The organism is Runella zeae DSM 19591, from assembly GCF_000423565.1.
Taxonomy (GTDB): Bacteria; Bacteroidota; Bacteroidia; order Cytophagales; family Spirosomataceae; genus Runella; species Runella zeae.
Genome location: NZ_AUIF01000091.1, coordinates 1 through 5,919, shown reverse-complemented (window position 1 = coordinate 5,919; position 5,919 = coordinate 1). Strand labels below are relative to the sequence as shown.

8 protein-coding genes are annotated in these 5,919 nt (G+C 48.7%); all 8 read right to left on the bottom strand.

Annotated elements, in window-relative coordinates:
• Positions 1 to 101: 101 nt before the first annotated feature.
• Positions 102 to 1,574, bottom strand: coding sequence for a collagen-like triple helix repeat-containing protein (locus G563_RS0118135; protein ID WP_157585395.1), 1,473 nt, complete (start codon positions 1,572 to 1,574; stop codon positions 102 to 104).
• 167 nt (positions 1,575 to 1,741) lie between these two features.
• Positions 1,742 to 2,137: a DUF5675 family protein gene (locus G563_RS0118130; protein WP_028666548.1), complete on the bottom strand. Its 396-nt coding sequence runs from the start codon at positions 2,135 to 2,137 to the stop codon at positions 1,742 to 1,744.
• On the bottom strand, positions 2,137 to 2,370 hold the full coding sequence (locus G563_RS0118125; RefSeq protein ID WP_028666547.1) for a hypothetical protein: 234 nt from the start codon (positions 2,368 to 2,370) through the stop codon (positions 2,137 to 2,139). Before G563_RS0118125 ends, G563_RS0118130 begins: the two co-directional genes overlap by 1 nt.
• Positions 2,370 to 2,588, bottom strand: a complete 219-nt coding sequence (locus G563_RS0118120) for a hypothetical protein (protein WP_028666546.1) — start codon at positions 2,586 to 2,588, stop codon at positions 2,370 to 2,372. Before G563_RS0118120 ends, G563_RS0118125 begins: the two co-directional genes overlap by 1 nt.
• 4 nt (positions 2,589 to 2,592) lie before the next feature.
• Entirely contained in the window at positions 2,593 to 3,567 is a 975-nt protein-coding gene (locus G563_RS0118115) for a phage tail-like protein (RefSeq protein ID WP_028666545.1), read from the bottom strand.
• Between the two features lies 1 nt (position 3,568).
• Positions 3,569 to 4,489 (bottom strand): hypothetical protein, encoded by a 921-nt coding sequence (locus G563_RS0118110; RefSeq protein WP_028666544.1) that lies wholly within the window; start codon positions 4,487 to 4,489, stop codon positions 3,569 to 3,571.
• Complete coding sequence (locus G563_RS0118105; protein ID WP_028666543.1) at positions 4,486 to 4,665, bottom strand: hypothetical protein; 180 nt, start codon at positions 4,663 to 4,665, stop codon at positions 4,486 to 4,488. Before G563_RS0118105 ends, G563_RS0118110 begins: the two co-directional genes overlap by 4 nt.
• 6 nt (positions 4,666 to 4,671) lie before the next feature.
• The coding region (locus G563_RS38485) for a hypothetical protein (RefSeq protein WP_037327412.1) at positions 4,672 to 5,919 on the bottom strand (1,248 nt) is incomplete at its 5' end.

Here is a 5,919-nt window from a genome sequence, read left to right as displayed (position 1 = left end):
AAGGCTCTCTTTTTTCGAGAGCTTAATTCCTATCGTAACAAGAATTAGAAAAGGGGACAGCACGAAGAAGATAGTGCGCGCGAAAATGGCTAGGATGAAGTTCATAATGCTGTCAGGGTTAAGGTGCCACCATTCGCGACGGAGATTCTATATCGCGTCCCGTCGGGGCTTTTCAGGATGATTCCTTTTGTGCTGTCGAGAATCTCTACGTCATTGATACTTGTCGTATATCCCGTATTCCAGACTCGAAATTTTGGGATGTGTGTAGCACTATTGCCACCAGACGCACTATTAGTACCTAAGTCAAGGAGTAGTTTTTCGCCAGAACCAAGATTTGGCTCGTAGATAGATGTATAATTAGCAACATATCCTGCTGTGCCAGATTGATTGATTGTTCCAATATTTTGCAATCCATATTGTACTGCATTTGAGGAGTTGTAGGTATACATAACTGCGACTCTTGAAAAGCCAGACAAATCAAGTGGAGTAGCAGTTACACCGAGTTTGGAAAGTCCGATTCTTGAAATAACCATACCGTTAGACCCGTCCCATACCGATATGGCATTGCCTGCTGCTCTTACATCAAGAGCATACTGAGGCGAGGTTGTACCTATGCCAACACTAGATGAAAACGTAGAAACACCCTGAAAACGAGAAGTTCCATTAACATCCCACTTATATCCTCCATTGATATTACTACCAAGAGAAAAATTGCCGTCTGAGTGAAATCTTGCCGCCTCTGCGCCAGCCCCCCCTCCAACAAGAAAAGCAAGGGTTGTATTTCCGCGTAAAACACCTCCATTGCCTAGTCCAAGTGTCGCCTGTCCAGTATTGGTTCCAGTATTGAAAACAAATAGACTGGGAGATATGTGAACGTCATTGGGATTAATACTTACTCTGTTATTTCCACCTTGCTGTAGATAAAGCGTCCCAAGCTGATTGTTAATAGTGCTAATGTAACCAATATTCCAGTGCTGTCCCGAGCCGCTACCTCCCAGATTTCGTACACCAGATGGAATAAGATTGCTAGTAATTGCCACCGCCTCACTCGCCCACCTCGCCGCCCAGGCGGCTGTCCAGTCGGTAATGTGAGAGGCGGTATGCTGGTGCGAAGTGTCCGACTTCGTAGCTAACTGAGTAGGCGTTACAGGTGTATAACCAAGCGCTGCCGTCACCGCCGCACCCGTCACGGTAGCGTCAGAACCGGGAGGGCCTTGCACACCTTGTGGGCCTTGCGCTCCTGTCGCACCAGTAGGCCCGGCCGGCCCTTGTGCGCCCGGCTCACCCTTATAGATAGTTGCCAATTCTGCATTAGCCACCACGACAGGCGTAAGGATATTAACCTTCAGCAGTACATCCGAACCCGCGTTCACCGCACTACTAGCAGTCGTATTATTCGAGGGAGCGAAGCTGATCAGAACCGGTGTCGTCTTTTTCACCCCTACAATCTTGTCCTCGACGGCGATTTGAAAGGCGTAGTCACCTTTCAATAAGGCAGTGCGAGAGCTGCGGAGCTGAAGACGAAAACAGCTGTCATTTAGGGGGACGATTGTAGATTTCTGAAGGTCGCCCACCTCGGCGCCGCCTAAAAAGGCAGTCAATTTCGCAATGCGCGAGGTATCATAAGACGACGGAAAATTCAGCGTAAGCGTGAAGCTTTCCCCCTGCTTCACCCGCGCAATTGGTGTCTGGGCAACCGCCGAAAATGTCGCGATGCACAGTAGTAAGATTAGGTATTTTTTCATGTTACTTGTAAGAATACATCTTCATTTTTTTGAAATGCGAAATTGGCAAGACCTATTACGCGTACAAAAGCCGCCACACTCTTCACCCCTTTTCCGATGGCTGTATGACTGCTTACAGGAGCAATACACCCATTCAGCTCTTTCATCGCGTCGTTGGCGGGGTGAATAAGAATCAAATCGCGCCCAGGCACATCAAGCAAAATTAGATGCTGTTTGAATTTCTGCGAAAAACGAGCCTTCAGCTGATAGCGACCCGTTGGAATACAGCTAATCCGGCGCTGATTATCCAGCCACGGCCTTTCAATCGTGTAGCATACGTGCTTACCTTCCACGGTAATTTCTCCGTTTGTCCCGCGATCACCAGCCCAAAAACGATTAAGTATTAGCTCCATTATTTCAAGTTCTTTCCAGCAATAAACCCAATGATGACAAGCAACATGTTTTCATACCCTCCAAGAATATCCTTGACAAAATTGAGTGCTTCGTTGATATTGACAATTTTTGAGACAAGCAGGTAGGTAATCGTGAAGGTCAGGCAATATGAGTATCCAAGCGTGAAAATCACGCCGATTATATTGGTCGTACTTACACGACCTTTGAGCAGGTTTTCAATCCAAGCAGGCATTATTTTTTAGGGTTTAGATTGTCGTAGCAATACTTAATGTATTTTTTCCAGCTGCCCTCGTGATAGATATTCACTCTGCGCTGCATGATGTAGAACTGATTCGCAGCAATAAGCAAAGAAGCGATTGCCGCAACCGTGTGGCTGAAAAAACCCATACTGATGTTAAGTAATAAGAATACCCACGGGGTATCAGTGGAATAATTAAGTACTGCTTTCATAAGTTTAAAATTTATACCAGCCAGAACCGGTGTAGCCCCACCATCCCGTAGAGGTAAAAGTTCCGTTAGTGCTGTTGACATATAACATCAGCCCCGCCGCTGGACTAGCAATAGCCGAAGCTTCTGAGGCAGTCAGGCGAGGAGGAAGAAATCCTTTGGTGGTAGTGGTGATCTGAAACTCAGCCGAGGAATGCACATCTTCATCCGCCCCAACATTAACGCCATTAGAAGTCATGTGCATGAACGTCTTGTTGAAAGCATTGTTTTGAAGCACAATCCTCCCCACCGACCCACTTCCATAAGGCCGCAAAATCAGGTCATTCACGTACCTTGATACCCCTTTATCGCCGTCGAAATACATATCCCCCGATACACCTAAGGTAATGGCTCCCCCGATATACAAGGAACCATTCAGGCGCGTTGGCCCGGTGACTTGGAAGTTTTCCCCCGAATCGGCCGAACCCCCTACAATGATTTTGTCGGTGAAATAACCACTCCGAAAACGGTAGGTCAAACTTCCTACATCATAGAGTCCATTTTGAGCCGCTACTATCCCCCCAGCCATGTTCAGCCCCGTAAAGTAGCCCGTCCGAAAACGATACGTCAGACTCCCTACATCGTAAGCATTAGTCTGGAGCGGAATGATAGAGCCCGCCAAGGAATTGGTTCCTACCAAAGGGATAAAAGAGGTGGTAGGAGCAACGCTGGTACTGGATGCCCCTTCCAAGGGGATTCGTTCAAAACGCATCCCCTTGGGGTGTACTTTGATAGTTGCCGAGGCGGGCGTAGTGCGGTCGTTGGGACGCATTCGCCACAGCCCCGCCCCATTAGGCCCTACAATTAGGTACAGGTTGGATGCATTGGGACTCAGGTTTTTCCAGACCTCTTCACTGACCGTGAGGAGCGTATTAGCTTGAGGGTAAGTTTGTCCCAAACACACCGAACTTACCAAAACAAAAAAAAGCAAGAGCCACTTCATCCTAATTGGGTTGGGTTTTGACGTAATTGTTGCTCTGTAGGAACGCCTCCGCCGCCGCCACGGAAGCTAAATTGCTAGCCAAAATTTTGGGCGGCTCAAATCGGGCCGCTACCACATTTTCATTGGTGTTACCTGATTCGACGTTCATGATTTCTACATTGTAGACCACGGATCCGGTAGGAGGTCGTACCCGAATAATCTCCACGTACTCTTCTACTTTGACCACCGCCGAAGTAGAAGGGCTTTCGCCCGACTTAAAAGCCTGTATTTTCAAGTTGGTTCCCTTTGGAAGCGGTGAAATACTTACCTCCAACGTCGTAGTGCCATCCGTGTTATTGGTTCGTTGGGGACCCAATGCTTGGTCGTTGGAATAGAGTTGGATACTGGCCCCCGTTTCCACGTTCTCGACGTAGATTTTGTCATCATCCGAATACACTGGCTTTCTGATCACGGGCGTATCTACCACCGCCGCCGAACCCACCAGCTCAAAAGCAAACTGCTCCGAGGGGTGATTAACTTGATTGGGAAATATCTGGATATAGCGTCCCTCCAAATCCAACGGCCCGGCCAACTGTACCCGCGAATTGGGCAAACTCTGCACCTCCAGCATGAAAACGCCTTGGGAGACCTGAATCAATTTAAAACATTGTCGAAGGTGGGCATTGCCCGATACTGCCAACAAATCCTCCAAGGTTAAGGCTCCGTCGTTGGTTGCCGAAACCGTCCAGTATTTTGTGCCATTTTTAAACTTAAAATAACGATCCAGACCAATGTAAATCTCGACGGCGGTAAAGGTAAAATTGGCATTGCCAGCGGCAAGCGTATACTGCCCTAGCACGTTGGGACTTTCGCCGTTGCCTCGGATGTATTTGGCGTAAGCAAGGTTCCGAATCCGATAATCTGCGTTGTGGGTAAGGCTCATGGTTGCAAAGGATTAATTGGTTGAAAACTTTCCCATTTGACTTGGAGTCTACTTACCTCCACAGCTTCTCCAAGCGGATTGACGGCAGGAAAGACGGCCAATCCCTCTCTCATTATGGTTTCACGACTCAAGTGCGTCGTGTAGATTTGACCATTTTTAATTTCGAATTGATACATGGGTGTTTAGGTGAAATAGGTGTCTGAAATAAGCCGGTTGCCTTGGGAGCGCACGTAATAATCCTGCCCAGATTCCGAAAATTTAAACCAGGTTACTTTGCCCGGATGAGCATAGCAATCTTGCAGCAGCACCCCACGTTTGTTATCACCCGATTTGGCAAGTTTGAGGGCAAAGGGGCTTTCGTTTTTGGCGGCACGGTTGAAATGACGACCATCCGTATAGGCGGGTAAGGTTTGTTTGCCCGAAAGTGCATTCCACATGGTGGCGGCTTCAGACTCATCGGCGGGAATCGTCAGTGGATTCACATCGCGCACGTACTCGACCGAAAAACCCACTTTATCCGCCGTAGCCACAAAACTTTCGCCCATTTGCTTCACGCGGTGCGAAGCTCGGCTTCCTGCATCCACGAATGCCGCGTCTACATCCATGTACTCGTGCTCCTGCGGGGTTGGACAGCTGTAGCCACTCCCGCTCCAGCTGCCCGTGTAGGCATAACCCGGAGGTGAACACTGAGCCGTGTTTTTAAGCGCGTAGATCCTGTCTGAACGGACAGGGCCTTTGCCGTCCCAGAAATACACCCCTTCGCTGTAGGCCAGCGCCATGAGGGTTCTATCTTCCCACCAACTAGGGTCATAGCGAGGCTTATCCGTAATCGTGAGCGAACCATTAGGGTCAGCCAAACTTACCTTCCTGCCACTCGACATCGGCTTGGCAGCGGTACTGTACTCTACGCCAGGTTCTTCCACCGGCCACGCCAAGGTGAATTGTCGCATGTTGGGCTTGAGTTTAGAGGCAACAATATGTTGGTCACAACTAGACAGGTACAACACTTGTGAGCTGCTGTTTTTCACATTGTTGTCTTCTGAGGCAGGGGCGTTGGCCCACATGGTATCTTTATAGCCATATCCCACGTTGAAAATCGTGCCTTCCTCGTATTCCTTGGCCGCATCACTGTTTAGCGTGAAAGTCGCTCCAGCATTGAAAACATTCAGCCAATCATCCATTAAGCCTCGTCCCAAAAAAGCCCCTCCGTCGGAGACTTGATAAGCGTCCGAGAAGCCAAAAAGCTTAGTACCCTGACCCGAAATCTGAAAAGTTCGGTTCCGAATCCAGTTGTAACACCCAACGTTTGGATTACGCTCCTTCAGGCGCTTGTAAATCCAGGCATAACGTTGGGCTTGGGCATCGGCTTGTTCTACATCGTAGTAGGGGCCAAAAGCGCCGGTTTGCCATTCCACATCGAAAGCAATGTA

Excerpts from the sequence above, each read along its gene's own strand:
- G563_RS0118130 (WP_028666548.1), bottom strand. The coding sequence starts at position 2,137 with ATGGAGCTAATACTTAATCGTTTTTGGGCTGGTGATCGCGGGACAAAC.
- G563_RS0118125 (WP_028666547.1), bottom strand. The coding sequence starts at position 2,370 with ATGCCTGCTTGGATTGAAAACCTGCTCAAAGGTCGTGTAAGTACGACC.
- G563_RS0118120 (WP_028666546.1), bottom strand. The coding sequence starts at position 2,588 with ATGAAAGCAGTACTTAATTATTCCACTGATACCCCGTGGGTATTCTTA.
- G563_RS0118115 (WP_028666545.1), bottom strand. The coding sequence starts at position 3,567 with ATGAAGTGGCTCTTGCTTTTTTTTGTTTTGGTAAGTTCGGTGTGTTTG.
- G563_RS0118110 (WP_028666544.1), bottom strand. The coding sequence starts at position 4,489 with ATGAGCCTTACCCACAACGCAGATTATCGGATTCGGAACCTTGCTTAC.
- G563_RS0118105 (WP_028666543.1), bottom strand. The coding sequence starts at position 4,665 with ATGTATCAATTCGAAATTAAAAATGGTCAAATCTACACGACGCACTTG.